Annotated in this window: 18 protein-coding genes; 2 read left to right on the plus strand and 16 right to left on the minus strand. The window is 39.1% G+C overall.

Annotation, left to right across the window (positions count from 1 at the left end; translation table 11 throughout):
* Positions 1–60 precede the first annotated feature (60 nt).
* The 5 genes from HMPREF1210_RS09640 to HMPREF1210_RS09655 all read right to left on the minus strand — a co-directional run bounded on the left by HMPREF1210_RS09640 (position 61) and on the right by HMPREF1210_RS09655 (position 3,677).
* Complete coding sequence (locus tag HMPREF1210_RS09640) at positions 61–1,131, minus strand: ABC transporter substrate-binding protein (RefSeq protein ID WP_016428477.1); 1,071 nt, start codon at positions 1,129–1,131, stop codon at positions 61–63.
* Positions 1,132–1,146: 15 nt separating this feature from the next.
* Complete coding sequence (locus tag HMPREF1210_RS09645; RefSeq protein ID WP_016428478.1) at positions 1,147–1,926, minus strand: ABC transporter ATP-binding protein; 780 nt, start codon at positions 1,924–1,926, stop codon at positions 1,147–1,149.
* A gap of 4 nt (positions 1,927–1,930) precedes the next feature.
* On the minus strand, positions 1,931–2,737 hold the full coding sequence (locus HMPREF1210_RS09650; RefSeq protein WP_016428479.1) for an ABC transporter permease: 807 nt from the start codon (positions 2,735–2,737) through the stop codon (positions 1,931–1,933).
* Positions 2,738–2,986: 249 nt separating this feature from the next.
* Entirely contained in the window at positions 2,987–3,142 is a 156-nt protein-coding gene (locus HMPREF1210_RS17675) for a YpzG family protein (protein WP_016428480.1), read from the minus strand.
* Between the two features lie 85 nt (positions 3,143–3,227).
* Complete coding sequence (locus tag HMPREF1210_RS09655) at positions 3,228–3,677, minus strand: YaiI/YqxD family protein (protein ID WP_016428481.1); 450 nt, start codon at positions 3,675–3,677, stop codon at positions 3,228–3,230.
* 152 nt (positions 3,678–3,829) lie between these two features.
* Between HMPREF1210_RS09655 and HMPREF1210_RS09660 the strand changes: the two genes are divergently transcribed.
* Positions 3,830–4,858, plus strand: a complete 1,029-nt coding sequence (locus tag HMPREF1210_RS09660; protein ID WP_016428482.1) for a potassium channel family protein — start codon at positions 3,830–3,832, stop codon at positions 4,856–4,858.
* 55 nt (positions 4,859–4,913) lie between these two features.
* Here HMPREF1210_RS09660 and HMPREF1210_RS09665 read toward each other — a convergent pair whose 3' ends face one another.
* On the minus strand, positions 4,914–5,420 hold the full coding sequence (locus HMPREF1210_RS09665) for a hypothetical protein (protein WP_016428483.1): 507 nt from the start codon (positions 5,418–5,420) through the stop codon (positions 4,914–4,916).
* Positions 5,421–5,524: 104 nt separating this feature from the next.
* On the opposite strand from HMPREF1210_RS09665, the gene HMPREF1210_RS09670 reads away from it, so the two are divergent.
* Positions 5,525–6,163, plus strand: coding sequence for a phosphatase PAP2 family protein (locus tag HMPREF1210_RS09670; RefSeq protein ID WP_016428484.1), 639 nt, complete (start codon positions 5,525–5,527; stop codon positions 6,161–6,163).
* On the opposite strand, the gene HMPREF1210_RS09675 is transcribed toward HMPREF1210_RS09670, so the two are convergent.
* From HMPREF1210_RS09675 to HMPREF1210_RS09720, 10 genes are all read right to left on the minus strand, one after another.
* On the minus strand, positions 6,156–6,689 hold the full coding sequence (locus HMPREF1210_RS09675; RefSeq protein WP_016428485.1) for a GNAT family N-acetyltransferase: 534 nt from the start codon (positions 6,687–6,689) through the stop codon (positions 6,156–6,158). The genes HMPREF1210_RS09670 and HMPREF1210_RS09675 overlap by 8 nt on opposite strands.
* Before the next feature lie 266 nt (positions 6,690–6,955).
* The gene (locus tag HMPREF1210_RS09680; RefSeq protein WP_016428486.1) at positions 6,956–7,468 is read right to left on the minus strand and encodes a GNAT family N-acetyltransferase; all 513 of its coding nucleotides are present in this window, start codon (positions 7,466–7,468) and stop codon (positions 6,956–6,958) included.
* 11 nt (positions 7,469–7,479) lie between these two features.
* Positions 7,480–8,502 carry an ABC transporter permease gene (locus HMPREF1210_RS09685; protein WP_016428487.1) on the minus strand — a complete coding sequence of 341 codons (1,023 nt, stop codon included), beginning with the start codon at positions 8,500–8,502 and terminating at the stop codon, positions 7,480–7,482.
* Positions 8,480–9,220 (minus strand): ABC transporter ATP-binding protein, encoded by a 741-nt coding sequence (locus tag HMPREF1210_RS09690; protein WP_016428488.1) that lies wholly within the window; start codon positions 9,218–9,220, stop codon positions 8,480–8,482. The genes HMPREF1210_RS09685 and HMPREF1210_RS09690 overlap by 23 nt, the downstream gene beginning before the upstream one ends.
* Positions 9,221–9,239: 19 nt before the next feature.
* On the minus strand, positions 9,240–9,914 hold the full coding sequence (locus HMPREF1210_RS09695) for an SOS response-associated peptidase (protein WP_016428489.1): 675 nt from the start codon (positions 9,912–9,914) through the stop codon (positions 9,240–9,242).
* 121 nt (positions 9,915–10,035) lie between these two features.
* Complete coding sequence (locus tag HMPREF1210_RS09700; protein ID WP_016428490.1) at positions 10,036–10,650, minus strand: PH domain-containing protein; 615 nt, start codon at positions 10,648–10,650, stop codon at positions 10,036–10,038.
* Between the two features lie 216 nt (positions 10,651–10,866).
* Positions 10,867–12,033 carry an MFS transporter gene (locus tag HMPREF1210_RS09705; RefSeq protein ID WP_016428491.1) on the minus strand — a complete coding sequence of 389 codons (1,167 nt, stop codon included), beginning with the start codon at positions 12,031–12,033 and terminating at the stop codon, positions 10,867–10,869.
* On the minus strand, positions 12,026–12,436 hold the full coding sequence (locus HMPREF1210_RS09710) for a MarR family winged helix-turn-helix transcriptional regulator (protein WP_016428492.1): 411 nt from the start codon (positions 12,434–12,436) through the stop codon (positions 12,026–12,028). Before HMPREF1210_RS09710 ends, HMPREF1210_RS09705 begins: the two co-directional genes overlap by 8 nt.
* Before the next feature lie 120 nt (positions 12,437–12,556).
* Positions 12,557–13,660: a Ger(x)C family spore germination protein gene (locus HMPREF1210_RS09715; RefSeq protein WP_016428493.1), complete on the minus strand. Its 1,104-nt coding sequence runs from the start codon at positions 13,658–13,660 to the stop codon at positions 12,557–12,559.
* The gene (locus HMPREF1210_RS09720) at positions 13,657–14,742 is read right to left on the minus strand and encodes a GerAB/ArcD/ProY family transporter (protein WP_016428494.1); all 1,086 of its coding nucleotides are present in this window, start codon (positions 14,740–14,742) and stop codon (positions 13,657–13,659) included. Before HMPREF1210_RS09720 ends, HMPREF1210_RS09715 begins: the two co-directional genes overlap by 4 nt.
* Positions 14,743–14,749: the final 7 nt, after the last annotated feature.

A 14,749-nucleotide genomic window follows, 5' to 3' on the forward strand; every position in this document is an offset into this window, starting at 1 on the left:
CTTTCCAATAAAAAGCCCATGAAAGCTGCCGTATGGCAACCCGTCATGGACTGAAATTTATCATTCATATTTGCCAATGATTTTAACTGCTTTTTCCGTAATGTCTGTATCAATGGCTTCATCAAAATCAAACTCGCCTCTAATTGCACCATTCTTCTTATACAGTTCGTACTGATCACGAATATCATCTGTGAACATTTTGCCATTTGGATCAAGTCCAGTGACAAATACATCTTTCCAGACAGCTGCATCTTTTAAAGCTGTGTATTCTGTCATGATGTCGATGATTTCATCTGTGCCTTCGCCTTTTTTGAAGGCATCATTGTAATCTCTTACACCTTTCAAGTAAGCTGCCATGAAACGTAAGGACACGTCCTGCTCGTCATTCATGAACTTCGGTGAACCTAGTACCATGGCAATTTGAGCTTTCGGTGCAAAGTCGGTTGCATCACCTAATCGAACATGAATACCTTCGGCAACGCCTTGCGTGATTAGAGGTTCAATATTCAAAGCTGCATCAATGGAGCCGTTTTCGATGGCTGCCATCATGTTTCCGAAATCCGGCATAAGAACAAACTCGACGTCATCCTTCGACAGACCTGCGTGGTCAAGCATTAGATGGTATATATAATCGTCAACTCCATGCTCCCCTGAAACTGCAATGCGTTTTCCTTTTAAATCACTGTATGTTTTGATTTCATCCTGTTTATCAGCACCTATTACAAATGTGAAGTAGGACTTCCCTATTTCATTATGGCCTTTATCGGCAACAATTTTCACATCGATTCCTTGTGCAATCGCATTAAAGAAGGCAGCTGAGGAAATACCTCCTGCAATATCCACATCCCCTGATGCCAATGCTGGCAACATGTCGTCACTATTCGCGAATGTTGCAAATTCCACTTCGATATTATATTCAGCAAAATAACCTTTTTCATTAGCAATATAAAAGCCTGCCCCAGAAGCAGAACCGTCTTCTGCAATGACTACTTTCGTTTTCTTACTTAAAGGTGCTAAATCACCAGAAGGATTATCTTTACTTACATCGTCATTCACTTTCACTGCTTCCTTATCAGAGCAACCCCCAACAAGTAAAATCAAAACGCCCAACATGCCTAGCCACTTTTTCATCTATTCACTCCTCGATTACAATCTTGATCCTTGTACTTCTATTTGCAAGTGACGCCAGATTTCCAGAAATTTCGAAGCCATTTCCGGATTCGAGCGAAAGTCTTCTAATTTCCTTGGACGAGGCAGATCTATTTTCATTTCTGCCACGATTTTGCCTGGCTGCGCACTCATGAGTAATACACGATCACTTAAATACAATGCTTCGTCGATGCTATGTGTGATGAATAACACCGTTTTCTTTGTTTCCGACCAAATCGACAATAATTCTTCTTGTAAAATGTATTTATTCTGTTCGTCTAAAGCTCCAAATGGTTCATCCATCAATAAGATTTCTGGGTCATTAGCAAACGCCCGAGCGATGCTGACACGTTGTTTCATGCCGCCTGAAAGCTCTTTCGGATACATTTTGGCGAATTTCCCAAGACCCACTTTGTTCAAAAAATACGTTGTTCGTTCTTTTACAATCGATTTTGGCAAGTGCCGCATCGTCAGTCCGAACGCTACATTTTCCTCAACAGTCAGCCAAGGGAGTATGCCACGTTCCTGAAACACCATCGATTGACTCGGTCGATCTTCATCTCCGGGTTCAATGGTAAAATCTCCTGAACTTTGATTTTCAAGACCCGCCAGAATGCGAAGTAACGTTGTTTTTCCACAGCCGCTCGGACCAACGAGACACACAAATTCCCCGTCTTCAATATCGAGCGAGATATTTTCAAGTGCAGTGACACTATTTTCTTTCTTGTAAAATACTTTCGTTAATTCATGGATTGATATTTTGGATTTTGAGCTCACGTCGTCACCTCCACGGAACTAATTTTCGTTGTAAGCCACGTAATAACAATGAAAAGATATATCCAAAGAACGAAATCAGGATTAATCCGACAAACATCTCTTTTAATAAAAACGCACTGTAGGACGTCCAAATCAAATAACCAATTCCTGAAGTTGCGCCCATCATTTCTGCTGCAACAATGGTAAGCAACGCAATTGCCTGCCCCATTTGAATGCCTTCCAGCATGACGGGAAGCGAACCAGGTAAAGCGATTTTCAAAAAGAAATCCTTACTGCTTGCTCCATAATTCTTCGCCACATCCAAATAAATGGAGTCTATCGAAATAACACCAGCTACGGTATTGATCACAACTGGAAAGAAGACACTACCCGCAATGGTAACAACTTTCGATACTTCACCAATACCAAAAATGATTAAAATAATCGGTAATAATGCAAGTGTGGGAATAGGCATCAATGCCATAATAATTGGAGAAATAAAATGGCGGATTGGCGCATATAACCCCATACACAAACCGATGATAATTCCAGGAATAACACCTAGTAAGAAACCAAACCCTATTCGGAATAGTGATATGTTAATGTGATGAAACAATTCACCAGTCGTGAGCAATTCGAAAAACGTGGTAACAATTGCAGTTGGCGGAGGGAAAAACCTCGCATCAATCAGTCCGGTTTGAGATAGAAATTGCCAGATGAGCAAGAGACATACTGGAGAAAAAATGGTTAGCCACGTCTTCAGTCGATTCTGTCTTTGCTGCTTTCGCCATTCTTGTTGTTCCGTTTCTATTGGATTTTTTATATCCCTCATTTTCCACCACCTCTTCATCCAAATAATATGAAGATAAGAGGAAATGTGTTCTCACTAAATAGCGTCCCATATCGTTTTCAGACGTCGATTATGTAATTTCAGACGTGGTGTCATTTTATTCACACGTCACAAACTATTTTTCAGACTTCATTCTTAAAAAGACGGACTGAGCCAACTGCATTCCAAAAACTCTTCTCCAAACAAAAAAGACCCGAAAAATTTCCGGGTCCCAATTTCTTCTTATTCAACTTATCCGTTTCGGTAAATTTTGGCGCTGGTTTTTAATCTCTCAGTCGATTGTGATTCTTCTGTGTTACCGTTGACTTGTGATTTGGTCCTCTTTGGCCTTGTCCAGTTATGATGTAATTCCGCTGATTTTGAATCCAGTGGTTGTTTTTTACTCATTGCCTTTCACCTCTTTTTTTAAGAATGAAAAGAAGAAATCTTGTTCAGTATGCGTAATACTCGTTAATCTATGAGTTGCGAAAAATTAATTTCTATTTAATTGCTGAAGAATTAATTCATTAAACCTACGTTCAAAACTCTCATTATCTTCTTTCCTTCTCTTTTTTGGCCCTTTCATTCGACCACCTGCCTGGCGAATTTTCTTGGCAATATGACGACTATCCAATAGTTGATCTATATTTTCATTCGTATACTCGCGACCATTTTGATCCATCACTAATCCTCGTTTGGCTAATACCATTGCAGCCAAACCGTAATCCTGTGTAATAACAATATCTCCAGGTTTAACGCGATTGACAAGCACAAAATCCACAGCATCCATGCCTTTTGATACCATCACTGTTTTGGCACCTTCACGTTGCATATTGTGTGCTGTATCGCAGAATAAAGTGACAGGCATTTCATAACGTTTAGCGATTTGAATCGTGCTATCTACTACTGGACATCCATCTGCATCAACTAATATGTTGATCATTTTTCACATTTCCCTCCACTTCAAAACAAATTTCCGTCAATGTCCTTTGCTCAGCTTTCCATTAATCAACCGAATCATGTTCGTTATCTAGCACATGCAAATAAAAACGTGTAAACTTAAGCTTACAGATTCTGGCGATTGGAGATAGTTACATGCATTTTTTTTTGAAAGTTGGACTAAGTCTAGTCCGCATGAAGAACTTAACTTTATTATTTGCAGCACTACTCTTTATTGTATTTTGTACGGTGACGATTTACTTGTTGGAACCTGATACGTTTGAAGGATTGTTAACATCATTTTACTTTGTAATGACCACCTTTGCTACTGTAGGCTACGGTGATTATTCACCAGTTACGGGAGTAGGTAAATTATTTACAGTCATTATGTACTTATTGGGAATTGGATTACTCGGTGTTGTTATCGGGAAAATAGTAGATGCGTTTTCCATATTCAGAAGACGCAAGGAGGAAGGTAAGTTGTCTTATACACATGAACATCACATCATCATTGTCGGGTGGGGAAAGAAAACTGAAATGGCCCTTAAGGAAATTCTTTCATCTGATCCTTCGGTGGAAATTGTCATAATTGATACTCTTCCTACATCTCCTACAGATGTCACCATGAATCGTGTCCATTATGTACAAGGTGATCCATCTGAAGAAGGACCATTTGTTCAGGCGAATATCACGAAAGCCAAGTCTGTCATCATTTTTGCTGATGAAAACATCCAAGTCGCGTCTTTGCGAGATGCCAAGACATTGACGATTGCTATTACTTGTGAACGTCTAGCTTCAAATGTGCATACGACAGTTGAAGTGATGACGGAGAAACAACTCGCCAACTTCTCACATGTCAAAGTGGATGAGTTTATTTTGTCCCAGGAAACCATTTCTCTACTAGCCGTTCGCTCTGCTTTACATCAAAATGTTGGCAATATCGTGACACAACTGATTAGTCGCACTGTGGGCGAGGATTTGTTTGAAGTCCCGACACGCTCTGAATGGAAGACATATGGGGACGCATTTCATGCATTATTAGTACATGGCGCAACATTGATTGCCGACCGTCAGAAAATGGACATTAATCGTCGTTTACAGGAACACATTCCATCTGATGCAGTTCTTACGGTCATTTGTGATGAATCAACCTATCAATCTATTATTTCGAAAAGTGGGCAGTGAGAATTAAATAAACAAGTAAAGCCATTCTATCGCAGAATGGCTTTTTCTATTTTGCTTATTCAGCTAGTTGTTCCGCTAATTTCAACAACTCATCCTTCAACTCATTCTCATTCAGCTCTGACATATTTAAAGTATATGAATACGTAACATCTTTGACAATTACGTCAAGTTGATTGGGTAAGGTATATTGAGCTTGATAGCCATTATTCAAAGTGATTTCTTCCGGATTGCTATCTGAATAATCTATGTTACCCGTTGTAGTAGAAAGCAGTAGGTTATTATCTTTCTTATCTAAAGCCATAAATTGTGCATCCGGATTTTGACCCTTTCCACCGATATCCGTAATTCCTAAAGATTTGAATCCCACAGTTTTGAATGGCAATTTCTCGGGCAAGTTGACTTCATAGGGTAAAGCATCAATGGCCACGTCCACTGAAGGTGCGCTGTAAAACTTGATGAATCCGTCTTCACTTTCTTTTGATTCAGTTAATTGTGATGTATCTAAGCTATTCGAGCATCCAGCTAACATTAGTAAGCTGCCTGCCAATAAGAATTTTTTCATATTTATTCCCCCTACTTTAAAGTATACAAGTTTCTGCTAAATTTTGGAGGTAATGTAAATAAATTATTACCATATATAACTACAAGCATGGAGTTGTTGAAACATTGGTTAAAAAGCCTAATAATAAGCTATTTTTATTGTTAAGTTGCTTCACTGCGCTTGGTTTTATCCTAATTGCATTCATGGTCGAACAAAAACAAATTGAACAATTTGACAGCCCCATTGCCACTTTCATTCAAAGTTTCGAAACTCCTTTCTCGACGAATATGATGCTTTTTTTCACAAATATTGGATCAGGAACTTCCATTAACATTATTGCTTTTATCATTTTCATTATCTTTTATTTCTTTTTAAAATTTCGGGCAGAACTCCTTCTATTCATTGTCGTCCTGCTCGGTTCCCACTATCTTTTTCGCGTAATAAAACTACTTTTCAAAAGAGAACGACCAGATTTACATCGCCTTATTGAAATTGGTGGGTACAGTTTTCCAAGCGGACATGCAACAAATGCAATATGTATATATGGAATTCTAACGTTTATTTTGTGGTGTCATATTCCATCTCGTATCGGTCGATTTCTTCTGTTATCTTTCAGTACTTTCATGATTCTTATGATTGGGATAAGCCGAATCTATTTAGGCGTCCATTATCCAAGTGATGTTCTAGCTGGCTATTTTGCAGGTGGCTGTTGGCTAACAATTGCCATATGGAGTTATCATGTTGCGCTCGTTAAGCTTAATTAATTTGAGATGTCGCTCCAAAAAACGCTTTTGGATAATGTAATTCTCCAACGGTGTTTTCAAGTTCTCTATCTTTCAGTTCGCAAACCATGAAAACGTCATCAGGCACTTGATATTGTGTCAATTCCAATCCATGAGCTCTAGCCGGTTGAAAACCAAACTTCGGATAATAGGTTGGGTGTCCAATGAGTAAGACCAGTCCATAGCCCAAGTCTTTCGCTCTTTTCAAACCTTCTTCAATCAATTTGATGCCAATGCCTTTTTTCTGAAATTCTGGCAAAACAGCAACAGGTGCTAGGACGACTACCTCTTTTTCGCCATTTTCATTGATAATTTTCGCCTTACTTAATAGTAGATGACCAACTATTTCACCTTGATCATCTGCCACTATCGATAATTCCGGAATGAAGCCATCTGAAAAACGAATGCGTTCCACAAGTTTTGCTTCATCGTCTCTATTTCCAAAAGCCGTGTAATTCAGATTGAATACATGTTTATAGTCATTTTTCGTTTCAGTTCGAATTTGCATTCTATTCACCTATTTTCTTTAAACTTCACTCAGTACTAACTTCTACCTCTAACACCACAATCCCTTTTTCTCAAACATCTTGTTTCCAAGAGTATAACTAAAAAAGCTTGAAACGGGCTGTGATGGCTCGTTTCAAGCTTTTTTGTGTTAAGTTTCACGGATGATTTTATTTAAAAGAAGTAATCTGCGCCTGTTGGCTCACTCGGAAAGTGTGGCAAGCGCAAATGAATGATAACCAACCATACCGTTTATTAAAGCCATCATTATTATTGATATTCTTTTGCAAATAACCGGACATCTTCTGAAGTAGATGCGTATTTTATCGTGCCTTCATCTTTCATTCCCAGCTTTTGTAGAAGGTTCGCAGATTTTTCATTATCGAGTGATGTAAATCCAACAATTCGGCGATACCCTAAATCTTCTGCACCATAAGTTAAGGTAGCTTCTGCCGCTTCGTATGCATAGCCTTTACCCCAATATTTTGAGAGTACCGCAAATCCAAGATCCACATCTCTCAAGAAGTCACGATGAAGGAGTCCACAAATCCCGATTGGTATTGCATTTTCTTTCATTTCAATTAAGTACAAACCGATTCCATGCTCTTTATACATGGTCATCGGTCCCTCCACGATGTATTCCTTCGCCCCTTCTGCCGTGCGAATACCTCTATCACCGATATATTTTATCCAGTCTGGTTCATTCATGAGTTCTACTATAAACTCCGCATCATCTTCATTTAAATGACGAAGTATGAGTCTTTCTGTTTCTACTATTTTCACGCAATTCACCTCTAATTTTTACGGTACTTTTTAAGAGCCACAATATTAAGCAGTATAAATACAATTGCAAAACCAAGAAGTACCAATACGTCCAATTTCACGTCACTTAAACCATACCCTTTATACATTATACTCTTTAACGCGTCTGCACCATACGAAATCGGCATCACTTTAGATAAACCTTGTAGCCATTCAGGCATTTCATCGACCGGAATAATTCCCGTAAAAAACACTTGAGGCACAATCACTAGAGGGATAAATTGAATCATTTGGAATTCAGAAGATGCAAATGATGAAAGTAGAATCCCCAAACTTAGTGCAACGAGCGCAATTAATCCATTTATCACAAGTACATGCCAAATTGAACCGACCAAAACCATGTCCAAAACATTTACGGCATACGTAACGACGATAATCGTTTGTATGATGGCAAATAATCCATACCCTATCAAATAGCCAAAGACAATTTCCCACCTTTGAATCGGGGTAGATAATAACCGTTCGAGTGTTCCTGTCATTCTTTCGCGTAGCAGACCTATTCCCGAAATTAAAAATACGAAGAAAAACACAAAAAACCCAACTAAAATAGGGCTTAATACGTCAAAGAAAGAAGTGTTTTCACTTCCATATACATATTTCGTTTCTATTTCTGACGTTCCAGCTAAATTGCCTAACAAAACTTGTTGAATTTTTGCTCTCAACATTTTCGAACGGGAAGGATCTGTATTTTCAACTGTCAATGTCATTGTATCCCCATTAACAACAAGGTACCCATCCAATTCATTATCTATGATTGTTTTCTTTATATCATTTGTCTTTGGAAAAGAGATCAACTCTATCTCATTACTCTTCCATTGCTCTATCATTTCGCTGGATACACCTTCTACACCTAGCCTGGAAGGTACATCATTGCTAGTAAACAAAAAATGCATAAGCGTTAAAATTAGTAATGGTGCCATAAACAGGAGAGCCAGTGTCCGTTTATCACGAGCTAGCTGTAATACAATTCGGTTAACGAGGGCCCTGATGCGCATCTGATACCCCTCCCGCTTTTAAAAAGACATCTTCCAAATTACTGACTTGATAAGCCTCTTTTAATGCTTGAGGTGATCCTGTTGTAATGACTTTCCCTTCTCTTATCATGGTGAGCTCGTCACACTTCTCTGCTTCATCCATGACATGAGTCGTTACAACAATCGTCTTTTGTTCATCATTCTTCAACCGGTCAAGTTCCTGCCAAATGGATTTTCTTAACTCTGGATCAATACCTACTGTAGGCTCATCAAGTATCAAAATCTCAGGGTTTTGAATAAGTGCGATTGCTAGGGAGAGTCGACGTTTCATGCCACCAGAATAAGTTAAAACTTTCTTTTGAATGGCATTTTCGAGTTGAACAATGTGTGTCACATAAGCAATCCGGTCTTTTTGTTCGTTCTTATTCATCAAAAACATGGACGCAAAAAATGACAAATTTTCTAAGCCAGTCAAATCTTGATAAAGCGCATCCGATTGTGCCATGTATCCAATTTTCTGTAGCAGTTCCAAATTCGGAACTTTTTTTGAAAGCACTTCTACGGTGCCAGTTGATGGTACCTCCATTCCCATGATGAGTTTTATTAATGTTGTTTTGCCAGAACCTGAAGGACCAATAAGGCCAAGGATTTGACCCGTATCCGCAGAAAAATTCACGTTCGACAGGATTTGATGCTTTCCGTAAGACTTGCTTACATTGGCAACATGTAAAATCGGCATCCTTTACCACATCTCCTTTTTAACCCGTTACTTTTTCAATCAACTCTGGTGCATTATTTTTGGGAGAGTTCACTTTGTCAGACACTTCATATGCTTCGAGCAAGCCATTTTCCAATGGAATTAAAAACGGTCTCAACTCATCCACATGATTCAAATTTGGATTTAACCACTTTTGTTCATCTTCTTGTTTAAGAATGACTGGCATCCGATCATGAAAGGATGACATTAATTCATTCGCTTCGGTTGTAAGAATGGTGCATGTGTGAACAAGGTTGCCTTTCGCGTCTTTCCACGACTCCCATAATCCTGCCATCGCAAAGAGATCATCGTTTTTCATTTTAATGCGTATCGGAATTTTGCGTTCTTCCGTACGTTTCCATTCATAAAATGAGTCTGCGACAATTAGGCATCTTCTCTTCTTGAAAGCTTCACGAAAACTCGGTTTTTCATGTACAGTTTCCGCTCTGGCATTAATCATTTTGAAACCGATTTTCGGGTCATTTGCCCATGGCGGAACGAGCCCCCACTTTAAAAAGCCCAAGTGGTTTTTCTTACCATCATTTATCACAGAAAGAACCATTTGGGAGGGTGCAATATTGTAGCTTTCTTCATAATCTTCTTCATCAAAAGTGGCTTCACCAAAACGTTCTTCAATGATTCGAAATTCCGCAAACAAACTGTAACGTCCACACATATTTACTTCCACGCCCTTTCTTTTAGAATCAATTCGCTACAATTAATTGATTTCCTTTATTCACACAAACAAAAACCGCCCTTTCTCAGCCGAGAGATGGACGGTTTGTATTGATAAAGATTTATTGATTGATATACAGCTCAAATGTATCTGTAAAGTCTTTTTTTGCGTATTTGGAGCGATTTTCCTGCATCCAGTCATGTGAGAAACGAGTGATTTCTTCAAACGATTGAGCAGGCGTTACTTCATCATTTCCAATACGCCCCATCGACTGGGATGCATAAGATAAACTGTTTTCTGCAATGGCGTACTTTTTCTCGTTTTCTTTTACTTCAATGGAAATCGCAAACAACACTTTATACAAATCTTTAATTTCCGCCAAAAAGCGTTTATGGATATCCACTGTCATAGGGATGCTACCGATGGTAAATTTAATTTCCACGTCCAAATCAATTGTTCCGGCTGTTTCCAAGGTAACATTTGTAATCGGATGGTACGCATAGTCATAACGTTTGAGTGTGCGTTTCTTGCTGATAGCATTTGCTCCATCCACATGAATCAGCGCTTTGTTTGTAAAACAATACTCGTCTGCTTTTGTCTTAATCAGGAAGAAGATTTCTTCACCCGATTCATGCATAAGAAAATCATCAGACTCCGTTTTATCAAAATCCGCTTTCGGTACGACAATTCCAATATCAGATAAACCAAGTGCATCTGCTGCTAATTTTTTAAACAAGTGTATTCCTCCCGACAATCTAGACTTCTCTTATACATACGAAATAATTCGCTGAAGGTTTCAAAGATAAGGACCAAAGGTAATTTGGTCCTTATCTTTGCGACGAGTAACCGCAGGAGCAAAGGTCCTTCGTAGTTTCCCACCAACAACATTATTTAACAGAGTGAACCAAAGAAAATGTGGATAACTTCGTGGATATTCGAAAATGGTGTTGGATTACTTTTCTTTCATAATCCACTTATAGTAAAAGACAATCAGTACGACGAAACCACCAAGTGCCATATACAAGTTTGCATATCCCATATACGCTACGGCAATGCCAAGCACAAAGGACCCTACTGCAATGCCTGTATCAAAAAGTGTAAAGAATGTGGCAGTTGCATAAGCACTTCTTCGGTTCGGCGATGCCTGAATGGCAAGCGTTTGGAAACTCGGCAATAACGTACCGTAACCCAAACCGATCAACGCGCCTGCCAGTAGTAACATCCAGGCAGACGAAGCCAAACTGAGGACAAACAAGCCTGCTGCAAAAATCAGGATCGAGGGAATGATGATGATATTCGGTCCCATTGTATCAAACAGTCTTCCTGTGATAGGTCGTGAAATGAGCATTGCTGCTGCAAAGACTAGAAAGAAGTAACTGGCTGTTTCAATTAACCCGATTGACTGTGCATATAACGAGATGAATGACATGATACTCGCATATGCAAACGAAACGAATATCCCTACAGACGAAATTGCAAGTGCCTTGCGTTCAAATAGATCAGTCCAACTCAGTTTACGCTTAGCACTAGGCTGAACTTCTTGAACTGTATCTTTAACAAAAACCCCACAAAGCCAACCAATAATCATAATCACACCAAATATCAAAAATATGGAATGATACGAAATAAGCGGTTGAAGGGTCAAGGCAATAAACGGGCCAACGACCACTGCCAAGTTCATCGACATGCCAAAGTAGCCCAGTCCTTCTCCTCTTCGCTCAGGAGGAACAATATCCGCTGCAATCGACAACGTCACTGTTGTGGCTATGCTGAATGAAACGCCATGTATAAATCGTAAAATAAGTAGTAAACTGATGTCTTCCGTCAATATATAGGAAAAGGTAGAAACTGCAAATGCAAGCATACTTAATCCCAACATGCGTTTTCTACCGAACTTCTCGAGAATCAGTCCAGAAAAAGGCCGGACGAGAATGACAGACAACAGGAAGATGGTCGTGACAAGCCCCGCTTGGGAAACGGTTCCTCCTGGCAGACCGAGAGCATACATGGGCATTAACGTTAACAATGCATAAAACACCACAAATATGAAAAAATTACTGACGGCAATGTTGATGAAACTTTTTGTCCAAATGGATGATTTATTTGATTGCTTATTCATAATCCTTACCTAATTTCTTTAACAGTCGGGTCAGTTCATTTACTTCATTGTCTGACAATGACTGCAACAATCTACCTTCAACTTCCGCAATTTTCCCTTCAATTTTTGGAATCAAATACATCGCTTCTTCTGTCAACTCGACAATTCTCTCCCTTTTGTCTTTGCCTTCCTTACGGATGATGAAGTTCCGTTGTTCCAACTTCACCAAAGTTCTCGTTACAGTTGGAGCTTCGACATTTAAATACTGCCAAATTTCGGTCTGTGTCATGATACCGAATCGCTTCAGGCAAAACAGAATGGACCACTGTGCGCTATATAATCCAAAATCTTTTAACGCTTCGTTTACTTCCTTATTTGACAATCGTGCTTTCTGATGCATTTCGTGAAACACTAAATTCTTCATCGTCATCTCTTTTCTGATTATTTACCTAGGTAAATATTTTACTATTCTAGTATATAATTTTAAATAAAAAGAGTAAAGAAAAAACCTGCAGTTCGCAGGTTTCAGCTTTAATGGCTTCATTTATTTCAATGCACCAGCACTCAGAATTGTTGTTTCGGCTTTAATTTCAAATTCAGCTTTGGCCATTAATTGTTGGGTCAAATCACTGGGCCAATCTCCCTTATAACGCATACGCATAGTCTCAAACAACCCAGTAGGCTCAATCGATAATTGCCGACATTTTTCCAACAGAATTCGCACATCTTTCTCAATACTTTTACTTACCTCTTTTTCGAGATTTGCCAATTCATGATCGTTCGCCAGATTTTTCCCGCCTTCGTATTCACTTAAATTCCCTTCAAATTCCATGGTAATAAAGACCTTCGGTGAATTAAAGTTTTGATTGGTCTTAATTTTAGCTTTCGATTTAATAAATTCCAAAGCAACTTTCTCTTTTTCATCATTATCGAGAGTGGTGGTAAGTACAGAGAGCTTCTTCTGTCCACGCAGTATTTGTATGGCCTTCCCTTCTTGTTGTGTAAACATGGTTACCATCTCTCCATCAGCAAATACAGCAATTCCTTTAATATGGATGATGCCTTCTTTATATTCGACGTAAGGGGCAATTGAATCCAGCAGTGGATTCGTTTCGTCATAGACAAAGTCATGAATCGTTGTGAACGGACTAAAGTACGTATATTGTCTTGGTTGGAATAAATTGTTGAGATAGACACTTGTATTCTGTTTATCGGGATAATCTTTCCTCAATAATTCTTCGGCCGAATCTTTAACTACAGCCACAAAAGTGTTCGATCGCACTTCCGTATCCTTATATAAAAACTCTACCATTTCTTTCATTTGACCTTTTTCAGCAAATTCTTCACTGAATAAGGCGACACGAAGTTGTTCCAAAGTAACGGCTTTATCTGCTTTGGATGCGATTTCAACCAGCCCTTTATGGAGCATGTCTGTTTCTACTGTAATTGCTTGTGTATGCTTCATGGCTTCTGTGGCAGGCTGGGGCATGATAACGGTTATTTTCATTTTATCCTCATCAATATAATCGAAAGCTATGACACTGATCATCCCCAATCTCTCCAGGGAGGGTTGAGAACCTTGCTCAGTAGAACAGCCACTCAGCAAGAGAAGGAGAGAAACCACAAATAGCATCAGGTAATTTTTCATTTCTTCGCCTCTTTCTTCTTCCTTCTGACCAAATGCAACAGGCATAACAGGATGGGCCATAATATCAGGCCGTAACTCACATAGAATATTTTTTCATATAATGCTTTCCTCATCAGCTGTGAAATCGGGAGATTGATTATGATATACGTCATCACAGCCATGACATAAATATGATATTGACTGTTTTTATTGCGGACAGAGTCCATCCCTTTCTTTGCTGTCCATAAATAAGCGCCAGCCGTCGTTAAGATTAAAAATACCCAAATGGTAATACCAAACGTATCGATTCGCTCGACAAACGCTAAGTCCACAGCCTGGAACAGTTTAAGTACAGGAAAGAGCACATGTTCAAGCTGCCATTCCGAAAAATACATAACGCCTACAATGGTGACCGCCAAATAAAAAGAGGTCGTCAGCCAAATGCCAATGGAAGCATGTTTGAAAGCTTTTTCTGGTTTACGTATATAAGGAAAATAAAACATGATCAATTCATACCCTACCAATGTGTTGTAGCCTTTTTTGGTTGCATCCCAGAATTCCGATGCCGTGAAATTAAAAAGAGGCAATAGATGACGGATTTCTCCCTCTGCAATGCCCCATCGCAAAAAATAGATCATCCATCCCGTTAAAAAGAACGTCAGTATACAAAACCTGGCAAGTGACTTGATGCCCCCTTTAATGATGAACACTGTCAACAAGATGAACAAAATCAAATGTCCTGTCATCAACCGCCCGGGCAAAGCAGTGCTTTGGATGAGATCCAGGTAATTTTGAATGACCGCAGCAAAAAGCACAGTGGCATACAAAATCAACAAACTATTTAATGTCTTCCCAATCCATTTTCCGAACAATTTTTCATGAATGTCAAACAAGTCATCATCTTTGTACTGCAAGGCCAACCAAATTATGGGGATGAGTGTTGCATTTGCAACTAGTCCAAAAAGAACAGGCAACCACCATTGACCATAGCCAACGGGACTCAAAGAGTTATTCAGGGACAACAAACCCATGCCTACCATGATATTTTGCACTAGGAAAACTACGTGGTACCCATTCAACACCTTCTTTTTAGTTACATCCACATTCAAT

This window comes from Paenisporosarcina sp. HGH0030 (genome assembly GCF_000411295.1).
In the GTDB taxonomy this organism is placed as follows: Bacteria; Bacillota; Bacilli; order Bacillales_A; family Planococcaceae; genus Paenisporosarcina.

What these genes read in the sequence shown, in the direction of transcription:
- HMPREF1210_RS09640 (WP_016428477.1), bottom strand. Translation starts at nt 1,131, where the DNA reads ATGAAAAAGTGGCTAGGCATGTTGGGCGTTTTGATTTTACTTGTTGGG.
- HMPREF1210_RS09650 (WP_016428479.1), bottom strand. Translation starts at nt 2,737, where the DNA reads ATGAGGGATATAAAAAATCCAATAGAAACGGAACAACAAGAATGGCGA.
- HMPREF1210_RS17675 (WP_016428480.1), bottom strand. Translation starts at nt 3,142, where the DNA reads ATGAGTAAAAAACAACCACTGGATTCAAAATCAGCGGAATTACATCAT.
- HMPREF1210_RS09655 (WP_016428481.1), bottom strand. Translation starts at nt 3,677, where the DNA reads ATGATCAACATATTAGTTGATGCAGATGGATGTCCAGTAGTAGATAGC.
- HMPREF1210_RS09660 (WP_016428482.1), top strand. Translation starts at nt 3,830, where the DNA reads ATGCATTTTTTTTTGAAAGTTGGACTAAGTCTAGTCCGCATGAAGAAC.
- HMPREF1210_RS09665 (WP_016428483.1), bottom strand. Translation starts at nt 5,420, where the DNA reads ATGAAAAAATTCTTATTGGCAGGCAGCTTACTAATGTTAGCTGGATGC.
- HMPREF1210_RS09675 (WP_016428485.1), bottom strand. Translation starts at nt 6,689, where the DNA reads ATGCAAATTCGAACTGAAACGAAAAATGACTATAAACATGTATTCAAT.
- HMPREF1210_RS09685 (WP_016428487.1), bottom strand. Translation starts at nt 8,502, where the DNA reads ATGCGCATCAGGGCCCTCGTTAACCGAATTGTATTACAGCTAGCTCGT.
- HMPREF1210_RS09690 (WP_016428488.1), bottom strand. Translation starts at nt 9,220, where the DNA reads ATGCCGATTTTACATGTTGCCAATGTAAGCAAGTCTTACGGAAAGCAT.
- HMPREF1210_RS09695 (WP_016428489.1), bottom strand. Translation starts at nt 9,914, where the DNA reads ATGTGTGGACGTTACAGTTTGTTTGCGGAATTTCGAATCATTGAAGAA.
- HMPREF1210_RS09705 (WP_016428491.1), bottom strand. Translation starts at nt 12,033, where the DNA reads ATGAATAAGCAATCAAATAAATCATCCATTTGGACAAAAAGTTTCATC.
- HMPREF1210_RS09710 (WP_016428492.1), bottom strand. Translation starts at nt 12,436, where the DNA reads ATGAAGAATTTAGTGTTTCACGAAATGCATCAGAAAGCACGATTGTCA.
- HMPREF1210_RS09715 (WP_016428493.1), bottom strand. Translation starts at nt 13,660, where the DNA reads ATGAAAAATTACCTGATGCTATTTGTGGTTTCTCTCCTTCTCTTGCTG.